The organism is Sporolactobacillus sp. KGMB 08714 (assembly GCF_036598985.1).
GTDB lineage: Bacteria > Bacillota > Bacilli > Bacillales > Sporolactobacillaceae > Sporolactobacillus.
The window spans coordinates 1-18,097 of sequence record NZ_JAUUBW010000034.1 but is presented as its reverse complement, the minus strand read 5'-3'; the positions used below and the strand labels follow the sequence as shown (position 1 = coordinate 18,097).

Below are 18,097 nucleotides of genomic sequence, written 5' to 3'. Positions count from 1 at the left end.
TCAAGACAATATAACATCCTCAACAATCCATGTTGTATTGACAAAGATTACGGCATTTTCTGCTCTCCTCTGCCAGAGCGATTAAAGAAGCAAATGACTCCATATTTAGAGAACATCACAAAGTCGCCATATCAATAACAAATCGATAACGGACATCGCTATTCAGAATTCGCTTATAGGCCTCAGAAACCTGATCAATGGAAATCATCTCAATCTTCGGAGCAACATTGTGTTCGGCTGCAAAGTTGATCATTTCCTGCGTCATGGGCAGTCCGCCAACGTTTGAAGCTGTAATGATTTTTTCACCGGCAAACAGGCTGAAGACGTGAAACGACTGCGGCTCGGACGCTAAGCCGACATAAACCATGACGCCGTCCATTTTTAATAATCCCAGAAAGCGATCGACATCCAGACTAACCGCCGTTGTATTTAAAATAAAATCAAATTGACCGGCTAGACCTTTAAAAGTCTGATCGTCACCCGTTACATAGTAGGCATCCGCACCAAACTGTCCGGCTTCATCTTTCTTGCTGGCCGAATGCCCCAATACCGTGACTTCCGCACCAAGAGCATGGGCAAATTGAACGGCAATATGGCCAAGACCGCCCAGCCCGATAATTCCAACACGTTTTCCCGGTCCGACATGCCATTTGTTCATGGGTGAATACGTTGTAATTCCGGCACACAGCATCGGACTGGCTACTGCAAGATCCATATTGTCGGGAATTTTTACCACAAAATGATCCTTCACCACAATGCTTTGACTATATCCTCCATAAGTCAAATGGCCATCATAGTCAGTGGAATTAAAGACAACGACAACGCCTTTTTCACAAAACTGTTCTTGTCCGTTTAAGCAATTTTCACATTCACCACAAGAATCAACAAAACAACCAACGCCAACATGATCGCCGATCTTAAAGTCAGTAACCTCGGAACCAACGGCTGAAACTACGCCGGTGATTTCGTGACCGGGTATAATCGGGAAAGTAGAATTTCCAAAATCATTGTCAACCTGGTGAATATCCGAGTGGCAAATTCCACAATATTTAATATCAATGGCTACATCATCCGGACGAAGGTCACGTCGTATAATCGTACATCTTTCAAATGATGAGTAATCGGGACTTGTTGCTCGAAATGCTTTCACTTCCTGACTCATTAATTCTCCTCCTTAAATAATTTCTCAATACTCTGGACCTGCGGAAAAATTCAACCAGCAATTCTTAATAGCAGCTGTCGCCTGAATCTCTATCAAGCCAACAAGAACAATTAAGGGCAAAGAATCAGTGAATTCTACCATCTGTCAGCTTAGCACTTGAAGCAGGCTCCAAGTCAAGCGATATTATCGAAAATTTACCGTTTAAATTTCATAAGAATTCTAAGTCAAGCTTATTTTGAGCTTTTGCCGCTCGCCATTCCAACGATCATCTTTACAAATATCTTCATTATTTAAAATCAATAGACAGGCCGATTACCATCCGTGCCGGGCTTATCTACTCCAATGCCTGCTTTATTGGCAAAAGCCGGATCGGCAATGATTCTCAAGACGACATCCGCAACGCTTGCTCTTGAAACAGTGGTCCCCTTGAACTGCTCGCCCTTTTGAGTGATCTCGTAGTTCACTTCGGGTTTATTGGTTAGCCAGGCCAGACGCAATATAGTGTAATCGAGACCGGAGTCTTCAAGCAAATCAGCAGATTGCCGGCCAATTTTCAGGCCTTTGCCGACCATTTGCTTATTCCACTCACCAAAGGCACCCGGCACCTCTCCGTAAATCCCCAAGTCGTTAATTGAAATCACTCGTTTAACGTTATTGACCCTCATTGCATTGATAATCTCTTGCGTTAAGCCAACGCTGCCTGTCGCTCCCATAGCAGCGAAAACAATATCCTGACTTTGCATAGCGGACGATAGAATCTTTTGCTCCATCACATCGCCTTCAATAACGCTGGCTCGTTCATTATCCGCCAGATCATTGATGCGATGGCTCTTTCTCAAAAAAAGTGTCAAATGAATATCCGCATATTTTGAATTACTAAAGATCTTTGATTCCACTAAACGGGCAATGGCACCATTTGCACCTAAAATCACCACTTTCATAAAATAAAGCCCCTCCTAAAAATCTGATTGATTCATTGCTATTCAACGTACAAAACCATTCTCAGATCTGAACTTAACTTCAAATTTAAAACCAGCCCGGTGTCGTTTGAATCACGTGCCGGAGCTTTTCGGGAAGATCAATAGCACCTGCGCTTGCAGCTTGCAGCTTTGTTTTTATCTCTTCTTCGCGTCCGTCCGCGACCCATTCCACCCAAGTCGGATTTATAATCAAGGCCCGGCCTAGAGCAACCAGGGGTAAGCCCAGCTCTAACGCTTTGAGCGCATCATCCGGTTTTCTAACGGAACCTGCAGCAATTAAGGGGATTCTTCTGTCTGCTCTTTCCACAATCAATTCCAACCGTGTTTTTTCATTTGGATTATTTTTATATTTTTCGAAGACATTGCCTAATGAAGCATGAATATAATCTAAACCTTCTTCCGCCAATCGATCGATTAATACATAGGTATCGTCCATCGCCAGTCCGTCCTTTATCGACCGTTCTTCAGGGGAGAACCGATAGCCCACGATAAAGGGTTTTTTCGCATATTTTTTAACGGTTTTCTTAATTTCCCGAACAACGGCAAGCGGGAAGCGCAAACGGTTTTCAAGTGTTCCGCCCCATTGATCCTTCCGTTGATTGAAATGCGGAGAAAAAAAGTTTTGAATTAAAAATCCATGAGCGCCATGTACCTCCACGCCATCAAAACCGGCTTCGATCGCACGCCGTGTGGTTTCCCCAAACTGCTTAATGATATCCAGGATTTCTTTTTCTGTAAGCGCTCTCGGCCTGACGCCTGGCCCGGCAAACGGAGTCGTCGCTTCTGTTTCTATTGGGCTCGCACTGACAAGATCGCCGTTCGGGATGAGTTCCGCGGCGGCTTTATTGCCGGCATGAAAAATCTGCAATACAGCGGGAGCGCCGCCGCATTTGGCCGCATCTGCCAGTTTCCGCAGACTGGGGATAAATTTATCATCATATCCGGCAAATTCGTTAGTAAAGCCGATTCCGTTCGCTGCAACGAATGTAGTACCGGTAATCACCAGTCCCGCACCGTTTACTCTGCGTTTGTAATATTTTACTTCTTCGTCTGAAACCGTCAGATCATCATTCGCCGACCATGTTGTCATCGGTGCCATGACGATCCGATTTCTGACGGTTATTCCGCTTTTGAACGTCAGGGGTTCCATTAACTTGCTATATTTCTGCTTCATAATCTGCTCTCCCTTCGTTTTAAAAATTATGGACCTTGCCTTGTTTAAATAGGCATCCCGGATGGATATGAAAGAACTTAGAAATCGTGCTATAGCCGCAAAAATGAAAACAAGCCTAATCTTTGGATTAACTGGACGCACAGGTACCGGAATTCACATCTAAAAAGGCAAAAAAACACTGTCTTAATGTTCTTAAAAGGTTAAGACAGCGTTCTCTATGAAACGCATCGGCACGTACAGAATCGTTGAATGAAAGGAGATATTTTTCCTGTTATAATGACTTGCCTCTGAACTATAAAGGAGGAATCAGAACAGATCTTGACCTGCCGTTGGTCATCAAAGAGCCATTACTGATTAAAATGCCGACCTTACAGAGACATATAAGGAAAAATTACAAGCCGGCTCTTTTGGCGAATTCTTCCGGATAACGGGCTCCTGTGATCGAAATTTTGTTCAGTGTTTCGTCGATGCGTACAAGATCTTCCGACGTCAATTCAATGTCCGCGCTCCCGAGGTTCTTTTCAAGACGTCCCAGTTTCCGGGTCCCCGGAATCGGAACAATCCACGGTTTCCTTGACAGGATCCAGGCAAGAGCAATTTGTGCCGGTGTAGCTTTTTTCTCCTTGGCAAAATCTTTCACAAAATCAACAACAGTCTGATTGGCTTCCATGGCTTCCGGTGAAAAACGGGGATATTGGGAACGCAGGTCTCCTTCGCCGAAAGTGGTATTTTTATTGAACCGGCCAGTCAGAAAGCCTTTCCCCAAGGGGCTGAAGGGTACAAAGCCGATGCCGAGCTCTTCGAGAGCAGGCAGCAGCTCTTTTTCCGGTTCTCTCCACCACATGGAATATTCGCTCTGGACCGCCGTCAGAGGGCAGACCGCATGGGCGCGGCGGATCGTCTGAACGCCGGCTTCAGAAAGGCCCCAGTGGCGGATTTTCCCCTGTTTCATTAGGTCCTTCATTGTTTCTGCAACTTCTTCAATCGGAACCTTGGGATCCACTCGATGAAGATAATACAAGTCAACATAATCTGTCTGCAACCGTTTCAGAGATCCGTCAATGGACCGGCGAATGACTTCCGGCCTGCCATCGACAACCTGTTTACCGTCCACCATCTTAATGCCGCACTTCGTCGCAAGGACAATCTTGTCTCTGTAAGGTTTCAGGGCTTTTCCAACCAGTTCTTCATTGCTATACGATCCATAAACATAAACCTCTGCCGTATCAAAAAAGGTGACGCCTTTCTCTACGGCGGAATGGAGCAGCGAGATCATTTCCTTTTCGTCTGCCGGAACGCCATAGCCGTGGCTCATCCCCATACAGCCGAGTCCGATCGCAGAAACCTCAAGACCGGATTGGCCTAACATACGTTTTTTCATTTCAAAGCCTCCTACATTCGAAATCTCTTTTAAGCCTGGAAATCGGTGGTTATACTGTCCCTTTTCCATGCTTCCACTTGAGCACGATCCGCATCAAGCGCACCGCTGACCACCCGAACAGCGTCGCTTCCCAATAATAGCAATGACGGCGGATTCGGAGCTTCGACCGCTTTGATGATCAGCTGCGCCCCTCTCGCAGGGTCGCCGATCTGATGTCCGTCCGTTTGGTCATTCTCTATTCGGCGACGCCCGGCGGTTTCGGCGTAGTCAGCAATAGCAGTTTTGGACTGCTGCAATGAGCGCCCGGAAAAATCGGTTCTGAATTCCCCAGGTTCAACCACGATAACCTTAATGCCGAGGGGGCCGACTTCCTCACTGAGCCCCCTGGATAATCCCTCAAGGGCGCACTTCGTCGCCGAATAGTAGCCGGATCCCGGCGCGGTAATCCGTGCGGCGATCGAAGAAATATTCACGATGGTGCCCTTATGTCTTGCCCGCATGCCGGGCAGTACGGCCTTTATCAATGCGGCAGGCCCGAAGAAGTTGGTGGCGAAAAGCTCATCGACTCCGGCTTCATCCGCCTCTTCCACAGCGGCGCGATATCCGTGTCCCGCATTATTGACGAGAACATCCACTCCGCCGAATCGTGCCTCCCCCTGCTGTACCGCCTGGACAACCTGCGCATGGTCGGTCACGTCCAATGGGAGAGCCAGTGCTGCACTGGGATAGGCATCCACAATTTTCTGGACAGCGGACAGCTTTCTCGCGGTAACAACCGCGTTATTCCCATGTTTCAGCACAGCCTGAGCGAGATTTCGGCCGAGGCCGCTCGAACAACCGGTAATTAACCATGTAGACATATATCGTTTTCCCCCGCTTTCCCGATCTATTTTTGTCCTTTATATGAACTCGCGTCATCAATCACACTATTTTTAATAGGCGGAATACCCCGTGGTTCGTTGCAGGCTTCGACCATTTGCCGTTTGTCTTACGAATTCGTGCGGACTGCTTGGCTATCTTGTCAAAAATTATAATTGTTGAGCTGTTGGACGAATAATGATTTCGTTCATGCCCGTATCCTCAGGGGTATTAACGGCAAAGGCAATGGCCTGGGCCACCCGATCGGCACTGACGGCAAACTCATTATAGAATGTGTCCAGTGCTGCTTTCTGCTTCTTATCCGTTACATGCTCCGTTAATTCAGTGGCAATAGCCCCCGGAGAAATAATCGTCACACGAACGTGGCTTTGTGCCAGTGCTTCTTCCTGACGAAGCGCGTCGCTAATCGCACGAACGCCAAACTTCGTTGCGTCATACACGCCGGCTGCCGGAGTAACGACGTGGCCGGCTACCGATGAAATATTGATAAAATGCCCGCTCTTTTGTTCACGCATGATTGGTAACACGGCATGAATGCCATACAGGACCCCGCGCAGGTTGACATCAATCATTCGATTCCAATCATCGACCCTGCCTTTGATAAATTCCGAGTGCGGCATTAAACCGGCATTGTTCATCCAAACGTCGATTCGGCCATATGCATCAAGCGCCGTCTGAGCTAAAGCTTTGACCTCGTCTAAAGAAGTCACATCGGTGACCTTATAAGCGGCTTCGCCGCCGGCCTTTTTAATAGCTTCCGCAATTTGGTTTAATCGTTCTTCACGACGGGCACCGAGAACAATTTTATTTCCCTGGCTCGCCAATAGCTTGGCCGTCGCTTCACCGATTCCGCTTGAAGCACCGGTAATGACCATCACTTTACTTGTTGTCTCTGACATGCTGATTCCTTCTTTCTTCGTTCTGTGATTTCATTCTAAATCCTGAAGTCAGCTCCAAGTCAAGAAATCAATTTTCTTCTTTCATTTAATTCTTTAATTGGAGTTGAGGCCTAAACGAGAGGGTTCAGAAAATGCCAGCATGCGGGCACGGTCATCCAGATCACTGCTGTGAAAGTGAAGCGATCAAAATGCTCAATAACATCCAGCTTTGTATACCTCACGTATTGCAAGCCAATTGGGTAAGTTCTGTTTTTACAGTGCATTCAATTTTTAATGAGCATTGCGGCGCAGGCAACATTGAATATCTTGTTCTCATCAAAAAACTGAAGGAGCCTTTGAAGATAGGCAGCATCGTGACCGATGTTTTTGTCAAAGGACTGGATCAGTGTCAGAACCTGCTGTGTCCCGAACTGATCTCGATAATACCCCGCCATGCCGACCAATAAGTTTTTAATCAGTGCATAATGCAACGTCAGCAGCATGTATTCCGTGAACATTGTTTCCGGAACAACGAAAATATCCTTCTTATAAATACTTTTCTGCTTACCAAAGGGGAAAAGCGTCTTGAAACAATAATTTACAAAATAATTTTCAAAAATGTATTCATGCTGCGCCATAAAGGGATCATAGCAGCCGGTTTTGATTGTCGCAAAAGTTTCGTGCAAAACATGATCTGACATTTCCATCGTGAAATGTAATCCCTGCTTGCATTGATCGATGCACTCTGAAAAACGCTGGCCGGGCACACCCGTTTTTAAGCGATATTCCAACAGGATCATCAAGGTTTTCAGCATTGATGCAGGTTGCTTCGGAATGCTGTCAATAAACTGATTAAATCCGAAGTTAGTGACCAAACGGGTGTATTCATAGATGAGCTGAATCATTTCATCTTTCGGACGGTCATGCTTCAGATTCAGGTCATTGCAGAAACGGCCAAGGATCACCAAACGGTCTTCAAAGCAATAATTCCGATTCTGCAAAAGCGCTAATACAAAGGCGCGTCCTTCTTCAAAATACGGATAAACCTGATTGGGATAATCCGTATCCGATGATTTTATAGTCGGAATTTTACTGATCCTTGAGTCCTTCTTAATATCTGAAAGAGATAACTGCATTGGGAGCGGGTCAAGCAGGGCAAGACGGGCAGCATGCGGGCATGACAGATCCAGTGACAATTCCAACTTTCCATTCACGAGGTTGTAGTTACGGGGAAAAATGCCACAGGTAACGGACAAATAGCGTTCACCGTATGCCTCCTGTATGCGGCATAGTTTTTTATCGTTCAGAAAGGGACATGTATTCTCTGATAATATGACTTCCGCAAAGTCTCCTTCGACCGACATAATACCGTCTCTTGTTATTTTTCCGCTAAACAGATCGTCCCTGCGGCTGAGTTCCTGATATTTTCCATAGCTTTCGTCGTCGATGGTAATCCTCCATCCGCGACAGCAGGTATCTTCACAGTCTGAAGCGATACATGTAAATTTAGATACGTAATCCGGTTGTAATGCTTTTTTCAAAGTTCACACTCCGATGAAGCCAGTCCCATCCCGAACCTTCTTATTTTTTGACTCCAATTTTTTGCCAATCTGCTGCGATATATTCTGCGTTATCCTGCGTGCTGTTTACGTCGCTGTCCCGATTCGCAGGACCGTCCTCCAGGACAGTTGCCTTCGGGCAAAGTTTTTACGCCGCTGCCCTCGTGCGCGGTGGTGGTATCATGATTTTTCCAGAAAAGTCATACCGGCGGAGCTATCGGCCCTGCCAGATGGGAGAAACAATAAAAATCACATTGCAAGATGCCATACTTCCTATTTCCGCCCCCTTTTTTTCAGCGTGTGTTTGTAATTTTCACTCTGTTCCTTTTGGCATGACTCGCAGGCGTATTGCAATTGCTCGGACACGTTTTTGTGAACATTGGGGTACCCCCGCCGCACATACCGGTACGGCATGAACCGGACCGCCGTCTTACCGTATTCGGCGGCAATGCTCGTAAGCGTTGTATAGCTAAAAATGCCGTTTTTTACCTTTCAGGACCCATCGCACAACGGTTGTATAAATCCCTTTTTCAAGAGTAGATTATTCACTTCACAAAGTATCTTACAACTTGGAGTAGACTCAAAGTAAAGTGTTTTTTTCTTATTATCGGAAAAAATTTTGTGGCCGGTTGTAGAATCAATTTAGCCAGTTAGGTTGGGACACAAAAACATCGGACCTTTACACATTTTGCTCCGCTGAGATCACTTATAAGATCAAGCATCCGACGCATGGTAACCATCTCATTGCTTATAATGCAGCCTTTATCGGCTGACAGTGCATTCTGTTTACAAGAAAAATCCGCCGGATGATCCGGCGGATTTTTCAATGAATCGCTGCAGTACCAGCACTAATACTGTCGGAAGGGAGCTGATTTTGCAGCTGATGTCTTTTATGCTGTTTCCGTGAAAGTCCGGCAGTAGGCCTTAAAAAAGCGGGATCCGCTGCCGGTGCCTGCCGGACAGCAGATGAGCACGGATGAGAACCGGCAGCAGTATTTGCAGTGTCATATAAAGCATGGCGACTTCGATCGGCAGCATCAGCGTATTTTTCAGCAAACTGGCGATGAAAAAGAAAGAGTAAGCTTTACCGAACAGCATGGCGCTCCAAAGGCATCCGAGTCCGACATTGATGCCGTAATTGATAATCAGTTTCACGAGTATCAATCGCAGCACAGTGATCCGCTGCCGATAGAGAAACAAACCGTAAATCAGCCCACTGAGTATTGCCGACAACGTATAACCGGGAAAAAAGGCACCGCTCGGATGGGCGATGAAACCGACGATATCTGCCGCCGCCCCGGCAGCCGCAGCGACGGCCGGGCCGTAGATCATGGCGCCGAAAGCGAAAAATAAAAAGGTGAAGACAATATGCAGATTTTGCGAAACGGGGATAGCGAATGTACCGGCAACAGTCGCAAGCGCAATGACAAATGCGGCCAACGTCAGCCGGTTCACTTTTTTCAATTCGGCCGCGGCACTTTGCCAATAAGCCTTTGTAAAAATGGACATGAACATTCCTCCTCAATTGGCACTCTTGCCACATAGAGGAGGATGCGCTCCAGAATGCGGCAGCGGGATGCGACGACTGCACGGCAAGCGGTTGCTTTTCGTCCCGGGGACAACTCCCCGTCCCCCGGGCACGTGACCCGCAGTCATCTACTCTGCCAAAAATGTTGTAATTTCATTTTAGTCAAAATATGACAGATTGCAAGTGAAAAATTGTTATGTATACTCGCAAAGCGGTTTTTTCTTACGTTATTAACCAAGCGTTCGTTTCTACTAAAAAGGAGAATGTATAAAACATTCAACGATCGGTACCGTTAAGGCCGCATCATAACGGGCAGATCATAAACTGTCCCCTGCTTCATGAATCCGCTCTCCTTGATGCTGCACCTCTCTGTCCGAATAATTTGGAATTGCGCCGCCTGGCTCTCCCAAAAAAGTGGAGACAAAATCTCCAGGTTCGAAGATCAGATTAATTTCCTTAAGAACCGGAAATTCTTCGTTGCCGGTTTAAATGATTTTTTGTACCTTCCGGTCTGAAAATATCATTCCGCTAACCCTCTTTCATTTTTAACAATATCAAAATTTTCTCGATTAATCCGGCGAATCGCTTTAACCCGCATCGCCGCCAAGATGATAAGCAGAACGGCGACACCCGAAGCCACGAACAGTCCGTTGACGCCGATCATTTCAGCTAATGGGCCTGCAAATGCCAGTCCGAGTGGCCCGGGCAGCGTATTTAAAGTTGTTGTTAATCCAATCACGCGGCCAAGAATGCTTTGATCAAAACTGCTCTGCAGCAAGGTTTGGATCGGCGCATTCATTATTGGCAGGAACACACCGCCGAACGCGTTGATGACCGTAAATATGATATAACCGGTCAGATTGCGTGGCAGCAAACCACTGACAAGAAAAACCAATGCCAGCACCGCGGCAGCAATTGCAACCGGCAGCAGACGATGTTGCGTATTGTTTGCGAAGCGGCCAACAAGTATGCCTCCGGAAATCATGCCCAGACCCCAGACCAGATCGATAAGAGTCACCTGCATCAGCGATCCGTGGAAATAATCCGTCGTCATCAATGGGAACATGGATACTGCCGGCATGAAAGCGAATGTGGCGAACGCCGAAGCAATGGTTAAGTCCAGAATCCCTGTCTTATTCTTCAAAGCCCGCCATCCTTCTTTGAAGTCGGCAATAATACTTGTCTGCTGCCCTGAACGTTTTGTCCGGGGGATTCGAGTGAACCCGACTGTCAACGCACCGATCAGCGCCGCCGCAACATTCAACAGCATAATGGCCGAGATCGGAACCGCCGCATAAAGAGCCGCACCTATGACCGGCGGTGCAGTCATGTTCATCGCTTGTAAAATACCGAAGCGCCCGTTGGCATTCAATAATTGATTTTCGGGAACGATTGTCGGCACGACGGATTGTAACGTCGGCTGTTGAACCGTCATCGCCAGACTGCGAATGAAGATGGCAATAAAAACCGCCCAATATTCAAGTTTTCCCCCACCGCCATGGATAAATAATCCAACGGCTGTTATTCCGACAATCACGTCAGCGCCAATCATCAAAATCTTTTTATTAAGCCGATCAATCCATGGACCGGCAAAGGGCGACAAAAGCGCCATTGGCAAAAAGCCCAGGATGTCAGCTAATGATAAAATAATTGGCGAATGACTGGTCAGTGTAAGGTAATACAACAGTGAATAACTCACCACTGCACTAAACACGCCGGCAAATCCCTGTCCAACCAGCAATCGATAAAAATTCGTTCTCCAGTTTGATCCATTTTGATTTGTACTATTTTTCCATGTATGCAAATTATCCATTTTTCCCCTTTTTATAAATGAGCACTCGTTTTTTAATGCGGTTAAAAAAAATAGCTCGAATGGCAGCATCCCCTCTGCTTTTTACTCTTGTATATGAAGATTTTCATAAAAACCTAACCGACATCTGCTGCTCTGCGGATCTTTATTTTGGATGTAAGCCTCAGCATTAATGAGCGCTCGCTTAATATAGTTAAAATTAATGTTCAGGCACGAATTGCGTTAAGCGTTAATAGGACTGTATCCTCAATGTCAGCTTTTGCTAATTTCCGATAGCCCACAATATCTTGGACAATGAGTGTGTCTATGGGTGTTGTTATCACAGCGTACATGACTTCGGGATTGACTTTGATCACGCGTCCATCGTTTATTAGTACATTAAAAAGTGCATCGATTGCAGCATCAATTTTACGGCCTTGTTGTCTTGCTTCGTCACTAATGACTTTCGAATTCATCTCGATCGTCCGTAAAAACATCGTTTCCTTTGGATATTGTAGCGCCCGATTAGCGAAATAACGAATCAATGCCGCTACTTTATCAAAATTATCGACAACGGCTGACAATGCTTTATTAACATTTGCATTCAGTATTTGTTTGACTTCCAGATAAACTTTGCTTAATAAATCTTCTTTATCCCGATAATGGATATATATAGTCGCAGGACTGACGTTGGCTCGCTTCGCAATTTTATTAATGCCGACGCCATTTAATCCTTCTTCCATCGTCAAGTCGTAAATTGCCTGATGGATTGCTTCAAGTGTTGCCGGATTAGTGGTACGCATCTCGCATTTCTTATCCTTTCTGTTTTATACCTTTCGATATAAGTATTATAAGCACTCACTTATCAAAGATCAAGTTTTTTCTTCCTCGTAACAGCCATTCCCGATAAAGCCAATCTTCTCATCCTATAGACCCGAATGGCGTGCCGCAGAAAAAAGCCAACCGGCTGGACAGCATCACGGCGGTTCGTTTTGACACCTGTCGCTTTTTGAGGAATCAGGCAGGACGCGATGACCTCAAGGTGATTCCCATCACGGAACGGTGGCCTGTTTAAAGACTAAATCTGATTTCATCTTACTCCAATTAACCCATAATCTGCGATAAAAGATGGACAGTTGCCTTCACAATAACTCCAGATAGTCTCAATTATCATCTTTATTTGATTTTATTCTGAAGCCTTATCACAGTCGTTTAAATGATCCGACATGATCCTCTCTATTGTGCCGGGGCTGAAGGTGTAAGATCCGAACAATGGTTTTTGTAACAGGATAGAAAAACCGTGAATACTTGCGGATTACCCAGCTCGAAAAAAGTCCGACAATGATGCTTGCCAGAATATCCGTCGGCCAGTGAACGCCGGTATAAATTCTGGAAAACAGCATAATCGCCGTAAAAATTGTGAATATACGACTTACCCATTTGCTTTTACCCCAAGTGGCAGAGGCGATCGCCGTACCGCCAGACCCGTGATCGCTTGGGAAAGAAGCATCAGCCGGATGAGGAATAAGCTGATGATAGGTGCCTTGCGGCAACGTAACGAAAGGTCTCGGACGCGCCCATATGTGAGAGATAATCACATTGATTAAAAGAGCAAGTACGCCTGAAAAAACGGCCAGCACTAAGGAATGGCGTGTTTCAATCTTTGAACGGGGCAAAAAGAACCAGAAAGCTATGAAAAAGAGTCCATAAATTTCGAGCGCATACTGTGCAACGAAAGATAGGATCGCATCTGCCCAAGAAATATGCCCTGACAGGTTGTTAATTGCATGGAATACAGCGACATCAAACGGATTCATTGAATACTCCATCTCCCTTTTGGTACTCAATAATACTTAGAGCATTGGAACAGATTTATGAACATAATGTAAATCATAGTTTAACATAAATTTACAATTGAGCAGACGCAATTATGCTATAATGCAGATAGAAGATCAGCGATTTAACTATTTATCAAATGCTTCATGGTTAGCATGGTCTTAATCAAAAACAACTGAAAGAATGCCTATGACAAAGCTATCCTTGGAGTGACGACATACGAAAATTCTTGGACTGCTTCAGTCGTATGATCAAATATGCACGATAAGGGACATCTTATCCAGGCATAAGTGGAACGTGATAGTTCAGAACGGGTTCTCGATCGTTTTCCGTTAGTGATTTGAAGAATTATACTGCCCCGATCCGGGAAGAGCCGCTATTTTGCAGATAAATTTCTTGAGCTATGAGCAAGATGTTTTTTCTGTTTTGTGAGTTCAACTCTAAAACTTTGAGTTATTGATTTTAAAATCCCCAAAATTCTGCCATGACTGCAAGTGTTGTCCCAAACAAGTTAAAAGTTGAGAAAATAAAACTTAACAGTTGAAGAGCAAAATCTAAATCGCTAATATTTTCTTTATACTTTAAAAAAGTTAGAACAATCGCTGTTATCGAGCAGGCATAAGAAAGAAACACTCCGACCCAGAACCAAAGCATCCCAGTTTTCCAATAAGTCATGTCCACAAATATCATATCAAATAAGATGCCAACCAAAGCCAGAATGAATGAAACTCTTATCCTCTTCATTCCATCTTCCCCTCTAAATAACTTCTGAACTTATATTGTATTGGCTTATTTGAGGACAGCTTGGCAACTCTTCTGGTGCTTGGTCCAAACTTAAAATGCCTTCCATGTTCGTGATGAGCAAAATGATACGTCTTAAAATGTTTTTGTACTAAAGAAAAGATACCGCAGTTATACTTCTGTGATACTTTCAAATTTCGTATCTTTATCTTTTAATAAAGGATGCTCCAAGAGAAATCTCGCTTTTTCCCCATTTCGATCGCGGCACTTTCTTACACTTCATTCTTTCTGCTGAAAAGACTTTTAAGCCAGACCAGTATAATGGGGATCAAAGAAACGAAGACAATCAGCAGCACAATGATCGAAAAATGAGCCTTGATAAACGGGATCTGCCCGAAAAAGAAGCCCGCCAGCAGCCCCAGCAGCGTCCAGGCAGCGCCGCCCAGCACATTATAAAAGAAGAAAAACGGATAATTCATTCTGCTGCCTCCGGCGATAAAAGGAATGAATGTACGGATGAACGGAATAAACCGGCCGAGGAATACGGCAAAACCGCCGTATTTATTAAAAAAGCGCTCGGCTTTTTCCATTTTGTCCTGATTAATCAATTTACGGAAAAGATGGTGTTTCTCCAGCGTCAGGCCGAGTTCGCGTCCGATCCAGTAATTGACGGTGTCGCCAAGCACGGCGGCGAAAATAATCAAAAGAATCAGCAGCAAAAGATTGAGTCCTGAACTGCTGTGCGCGGCAATCGCACCCGCAGCGAACAGCAGAGAATCCCCGGGAAGAAAGGGACAGATCACCAGGCCCGTCTCAATGAATATGATCACAAAAATAATTCCGTACGTCCATCCCCCGTATTGATTGACGATGGTCAGAAGCAACCGGTCAATATGTAAAAAAACATTGATGATCCATGATAAAGCATTCATGTCTATGTCTCCCCCGATTGTCCTATTTATGAGCATTCTTCGTGTTTTATCCTACCGGAAACCGTAATAAATATTAAACCCTGTTTCATGATCCCAGTATCAAAGTACAGTTTATCTTCTTTTTCTGAAAGAAAACTGAAAAGGCGGGCGATCCCTCCGTCTCTTCACCGTCCTTCTCTGTAAGGTAAAAACCACTGAGCTAGACGGAATTACAGCTCATGTACTGACTTTATCTTCGAAGCAGCTGACAGCATTCCCGCTAACTGAGGGCTCAGCTTGATAGCCGGGCCTGCTCTTCGTACCTTCTGTACTTTCCATGGGACGGGGGACGCACGCCTTCCGCATTCACGTATTCTCTGGGAACTATCTAACCATCTAAAGCTGTCAAAATAATTCATGTCTCTTTACAACAAACGTTCCTACCCATTTAGATCAATTAGTCTTTTATTTTTTAAACATTATTTATCAATGCAACGCGATAAAGCAAGATTCTAATGAAAACTATCTCCCTTCACCAAGGCACTAGGGTCCTTAAAGTTGCTGCTCCGGCATAAGCAGCGTGATTCTGCTTGGTGTAGGCCTGATCAAATTCCTTTTCAAGATAAAACGTAATAAAGATTCCAATCAGGAACCAAAGTAAGAGCCCTTAAGATGAGAAAGTTGAGAAGAATAAAATTAGAAGAGTGCTGGTGATATCGTTTATCCGGCATGAATCCAGCAGATGCTTTACATGACCTAAACGGCTGATGACCGGCACGACCAGATATGCCGGACGAAAAATGATCAAGAGTTATTTGAATGAACGTCATCAAAAAAAGGGCACTTTGTGAATTCCCATCTACTGAATCTATAAAAAGGCGCCAAAAATCGGTGTGACAAGACTTAAATTAATCAGCGGATCCTAATTAGGGGCGATTCACGTAGTAAAAACAATAAAAATCAGCATTAGATGTACCCTACATCCAATGCTGATTTTTATTTTGCACTCTGGTGTTTCATCTTAAATTTCTGAAATACTCTAGTTATTGGAACTCTGTCATAAAATGATACAAAAAACGAAACTGAATGGGTCATTTTGTTCATCGTCAAGCTTTAATATCGATTCTTCCAGTAAAATCAAGTGAAATGTTTTGACTATTGGCAATTTGAGAGGGCTGACCTCCAGTTAATTGCTGCTGTTGCTGCAATTTATTCTTGATCATTTGTATCGCCTGCTGAATCCTTTGAACCTGTTGTGAGCTGCCATTCTTGCTCTGCAACTGCATCATCTGATTAGTCAATAACTTTTCCTGATTGGCCAAAACCGTAGGATCACTCGACGTGATAGTCGTTGGGACATTTGATGAATTTTGAGAACTCGCCAAACTGCTCGTTTGACTGACTTGTGCATTTACTGCAGATACGCTCATGTACAAACATCTCCAATTCTATTAAAATAACGTTTCTCTAATTGAAAGTAAAACAATTCCCTATATTGTTCAAATTATCCTTTTAAAGAAAGTAAGTCAAGTGTTTGTAGATAAGAATTTCAGCTACCAAGCAGAAAATAGATTTATGATTCTTCAGAATTTCCTTGCTAACAAGGGTCGTTATCAATAATTAGCAGCAGTTGAGTTGACTTAGCTTCTGAGTTTTCGCCATGAAATCCTGTTCAAAACTAAGGATGCGATCAGAAAATAGGTCATCTGTCGATTTTAGCAGTGGATCTTAGAACCATTCGACCATGTGGAGATATGCCGCAAAAGTTGAGTAGATACTTGTATAAAATTTTTTTAATTCTGTACATCAAATAAAATTAGTATGTTTTTGTCCATCTGGATACTTCAGCGTTCTAATAGTGTTAACGAAACCCTAGTTTTCAGACTATGGTTTCAAGGCCCGAACGATGAATCTTGAATCATTAAGAAATTTAACTCTTTGAATATGGTCATATGCGTTTGCAAAATGATAATTAAATTCTTTTTCCGTTAGCAAAGAGTGTTCTATGATTTCTTCTTCAATCGCCATAAATCTCTTTACAAAAGATAATTTTTGGAGTAACAATAACGAAGGATCTCTTACAAATTCTGCATATGTATCAATGTTTACGGATTGAATTTCAAGCCCGGCTTCATTAAGATAGCCAGCTAACTTGCGCCCAATATGCCGATCACCGCCATTAATAACTTGCAACTCCATTAATGCTTTTTTTAAGATTTCTTGACTTTCGTCGACCGGATACTCAACAGTAAAGCTATCATCCACATCTATGATACAAACCGTCCCCCCCTGTTTAAGAACACGTTTTATTTCTTTGGCCGCTTGGACAGGGTTAGTTAAATGCTGAAAAACAAAGCGTGATACGGCAAGATCAAAGCTATTATCAGGATAATCTAAATGTTCAACGTTTTGTTGTTTGAAGTTGATCTGCCCTAAAAAATCTTCTTCGCTCTTAATTTCATTATAGATTTTTTGGGCAACTTGAATTTTTGATTCATCGATATCGATCGCTTCTACAATGAGCCTATATTGACTAGCAATGTCAATAGATAACGCTCCAAATCCTGTGCCTACATCAAGAACTTTAAATTTATCATCCTGAATGGAAAGCCCTTCAGCAAACTTTCTTCTCGAGATTCCAGTAAGGATGGTCTGCAGTAACAACCAGTCATCCTTTATTTGCTCGCCAAGCCATATTTTTTTGTATGTTTTATCAATCTTTTCATATATTGACACTGCAGACTCCCTCTACATCTGTTTTTATTTTGGGCTTTAAAATCAGTCCATGGCCGCCAGCAGACCGACTTTTTCAGTTCGGCTGTCCCTCAAAGGATTGGCGGTGACAGAAGAAACGATCAATGACTCCTGCCCGCCTGCGATCTAAAGTTTTTCGCTTCATATCACAGGCACACAATAGCATGCTGCTGGGCTGGTCGGGGACTCAGGAAAAGTTTATTCCCAAAACTGATCTTCCCGACGCTAGATTTATTATGGTGTTTTTTTGCTCCAACTCAGCTGGCTAATTTGATTTTACAACTGATCAAATTATTAATCCAAGAATTCAAGAAAAATAACTCATAAGTGCTTAATCTATCATTATTGTGAGATAAAGTACATAATTGATGACCCTTGGTCGCGATCTGCGAAGAAAAAAGCGCCACGAATAAAAACACTTGTCGACAACAGAAAGACTTACAATAATAAAGAGGCTGTCTCAAAAGCCCTGTTAAAACTCAAGAACCGGAGAGAAAATTTGTAAAAAAATTTCTCTCCGGTTCT

The 18,097-nt window shown here is 44.0% G+C and carries 15 protein-coding genes and 1 riboswitch; all 15 genes read right to left on the bottom strand.

The annotated features are described in order from the left end of the window. Positions 1-115 precede the first annotated feature (115 nt). The 15 genes from Q6A92_RS14270 to Q6A92_RS14200 all read right to left on the bottom strand — a co-directional run bounded on the left by Q6A92_RS14270 (position 116) and on the right by Q6A92_RS14200 (position 17,554). Positions 116-1,162, bottom strand: coding sequence for an NAD(P)-dependent alcohol dehydrogenase (locus Q6A92_RS14270; protein WP_274400883.1), 1,047 nt, complete (start codon positions 1,160-1,162; stop codon positions 116-118). Between the two features lie 296 nt (positions 1,163-1,458). Next, a complete protein-coding gene (locus Q6A92_RS14265) occupies positions 1,459-2,103 on the bottom strand; it encodes an NAD(P)H-binding protein (protein ID WP_274400885.1) in 645 nt (214 codons plus the stop codon). Between the two features lie 85 nt (positions 2,104-2,188). Beyond that, on the bottom strand, positions 2,189-3,316 hold the full coding sequence (locus Q6A92_RS14260) for an NADH-dependent flavin oxidoreductase (protein WP_274400887.1): 1,128 nt from the start codon (positions 3,314-3,316) through the stop codon (positions 2,189-2,191). Positions 3,317-3,707: 391 nt separating this feature from the next. Further along, positions 3,708-4,697 (bottom strand): aldo/keto reductase, encoded by a 990-nt coding sequence (locus Q6A92_RS14255; RefSeq protein WP_332238498.1) that lies wholly within the window; start codon positions 4,695-4,697, stop codon positions 3,708-3,710. A gap of 29 nt (positions 4,698-4,726) precedes the next feature. Then, entirely contained in the window at positions 4,727-5,557 is an 831-nt protein-coding gene (locus Q6A92_RS14250; protein WP_274400890.1) for an oxidoreductase, read from the bottom strand. A gap of 168 nt (positions 5,558-5,725) precedes the next feature. Next, positions 5,726-6,475 carry an SDR family oxidoreductase gene (locus Q6A92_RS14245; RefSeq protein ID WP_274400892.1) on the bottom strand — a complete coding sequence of 250 codons (750 nt, stop codon included), beginning with the start codon at positions 6,473-6,475 and terminating at the stop codon, positions 5,726-5,728. A gap of 263 nt (positions 6,476-6,738) precedes the next feature. Then, positions 6,739-7,995: a flagellin lysine-N-methylase gene (gene fliB, locus Q6A92_RS14240; protein ID WP_274400893.1), complete on the bottom strand. Its 1,257-nt coding sequence runs from the start codon at positions 7,993-7,995 to the stop codon at positions 6,739-6,741. Between the two features lie 942 nt (positions 7,996-8,937). Further along, positions 8,938-9,522: a folate family ECF transporter S component gene (locus Q6A92_RS14235; RefSeq protein WP_274400895.1), complete on the bottom strand. Its 585-nt coding sequence runs from the start codon at positions 9,520-9,522 to the stop codon at positions 8,938-8,940. Positions 9,523-9,580: 58 nt separating this feature from the next. Next, a riboswitch (THF riboswitch) is annotated at positions 9,581-9,679 on the bottom strand. A 382-nt stretch (positions 9,680-10,061) separates the two neighbouring features. Further along, the gene (locus Q6A92_RS14230; RefSeq protein ID WP_274400897.1) at positions 10,062-11,354 is read right to left on the bottom strand and encodes an MFS transporter; all 1,293 of its coding nucleotides are present in this window, start codon (positions 11,352-11,354) and stop codon (positions 10,062-10,064) included. Positions 11,355-11,557: 203 nt separating this feature from the next. Beyond that, on the bottom strand, positions 11,558-12,133 hold the full coding sequence (locus tag Q6A92_RS14225) for a TetR/AcrR family transcriptional regulator (RefSeq protein WP_274400899.1): 576 nt from the start codon (positions 12,131-12,133) through the stop codon (positions 11,558-11,560). A gap of 399 nt (positions 12,134-12,532) precedes the next feature. Next, positions 12,533-13,147, bottom strand: coding sequence for a phosphatase PAP2 family protein (locus Q6A92_RS14220; RefSeq protein WP_274400901.1), 615 nt, complete (start codon positions 13,145-13,147; stop codon positions 12,533-12,535). A gap of 481 nt (positions 13,148-13,628) precedes the next feature. Beyond that, complete coding sequence (locus Q6A92_RS14215) at positions 13,629-13,910, bottom strand: hypothetical protein (RefSeq protein ID WP_274400903.1); 282 nt, start codon at positions 13,908-13,910, stop codon at positions 13,629-13,631. A gap of 269 nt (positions 13,911-14,179) precedes the next feature. Then, complete coding sequence (locus Q6A92_RS14210) at positions 14,180-14,839, bottom strand: VTT domain-containing protein (RefSeq protein ID WP_274400904.1); 660 nt, start codon at positions 14,837-14,839, stop codon at positions 14,180-14,182. Between the two features lie 1,085 nt (positions 14,840-15,924). Then, positions 15,925-16,248: a hypothetical protein gene (locus Q6A92_RS14205; RefSeq protein ID WP_274400905.1), complete on the bottom strand. Its 324-nt coding sequence runs from the start codon at positions 16,246-16,248 to the stop codon at positions 15,925-15,927. Positions 16,249-16,702: 454 nt separating this feature from the next. Continuing rightward, on the bottom strand, positions 16,703-17,554 hold the full coding sequence (locus Q6A92_RS14200) for a methyltransferase domain-containing protein (RefSeq protein WP_274400907.1): 852 nt from the start codon (positions 17,552-17,554) through the stop codon (positions 16,703-16,705). Positions 17,555-18,097 lie beyond the last annotated feature (543 nt).